Source organism: Pseudomonas putida (genome assembly GCF_028682475.1).
GTDB lineage: Bacteria > Pseudomonadota > Gammaproteobacteria > Pseudomonadales > Pseudomonadaceae > Aquipseudomonas > Aquipseudomonas putida_AG.
The window spans coordinates 1-1206 of the sequence record NZ_JANHLE010000075.1; the positions used below are offsets into that span (position 1 = coordinate 1).

Here is a 1206-nt window from a genome sequence, read left to right on the forward strand (position 1 = left end):
GCGAGCCAAATCCCCGTCACGTCTTGACCAATGCCTGTGACCACACCCGGTGCACCACGCACATTAAGCGAGATATAGACCGGCAGGATTTGCGGCTGACTCGGGAACCAGATGATGGCGTCCCGGAAGTCGGGTGGGTTTGCCGGATGTTCATAGCGTCGCTCGGCCTGTTCGGCTTCAGGAAAGACAAACACCGCAGGTAATTGCGGAGCACCCTCCAGCGCTGGAATACCTAGCACCCTGCCGGTATCGACGGCAGGTGTCCAGATCAGCTCTACGCCGTCGCCCAGATCTGCGACCAGTTGATCACCGCGTGCGGTGGCAGCAATCACTGGGACACTTCGCCACGCGGAGTTGTTGCCGGTGTATACCCCGAACGCGCTGACCGATTCTCCGGGTAGGTGTTTGACGTTGACCCGTACACCGATGTTGGCCACAGCCAGATTGGCGAACTCCTCGGTGCTGTAAAACGCGGTGTCCGACGCAAAGGTATTGGGCCAGAGCATGGCGACGGTACCCGCAATGCCACCTGCGACAACGCCTGCACTGACGGCAGTACCGGACAAACCCAGCGACAACGAGCCACCGACTCGCCCGGCTAAGGTCAGTGCCGTGGCTGAACCTCCGATCAGCTGAAGAGGTGTGCCCGCCCAAGATATGGCCTCACGGGTGCTGAGCACGGCAAAGGTGCCGTAATTGCCCAACCCCTCAAATGGCGCTTGGCCATCGGGATGGCAGACCTGCCCACTAACCACGCTAATGGATTTGGCAAATGTGCAATTCTGGACGGCAGGTGATTTTAACTGTTCGGCTTTTTCGCGTTCTTCATATCGACGATAGGCTTCATCTTATCGAACACGGTCGGCCTCTTGAGCTGCTTGATATCGGCGTATCTCTTCCTCTTGCGCCTTCTGATTGTGCAGAGCATTCTGCGATCTGGTAGTCGTAGTGGGTGTGCTGCGGGGCAATATGCCGATGACGTACGGCCATTCCTGGGAGCGTATCAATCCTCGGCGTTTGAGTGACTCATCACTTTCCTCAGACAGCTTCTGGGGCATATCGGTCCTCTGCACAAGTAAAATCCATTTATGAGGGCCGTAGAATAACCGCAGTAGTTTTGTGGTCAATAAACGGCTTGTCGCCATCTTGACTGAGAGTGCGCGGTTTCAACATCCAGATCGAAGCACTACCGGGCCTGTGCCGCAA

1 protein-coding gene is annotated in these 1206 nt (G+C 56.9%); it reads right to left on the reverse strand.

Annotated features, from left to right (window positions below; genetic code table 11):
* Positions 1-506: S-type pyocin domain-containing protein (locus tag NPS47_RS25160; protein ID WP_274297420.1), on the reverse strand; the 506-nt coding region annotated here is incomplete at its 3' end.
* Positions 507-1206: the final 700 nt, after the last annotated feature.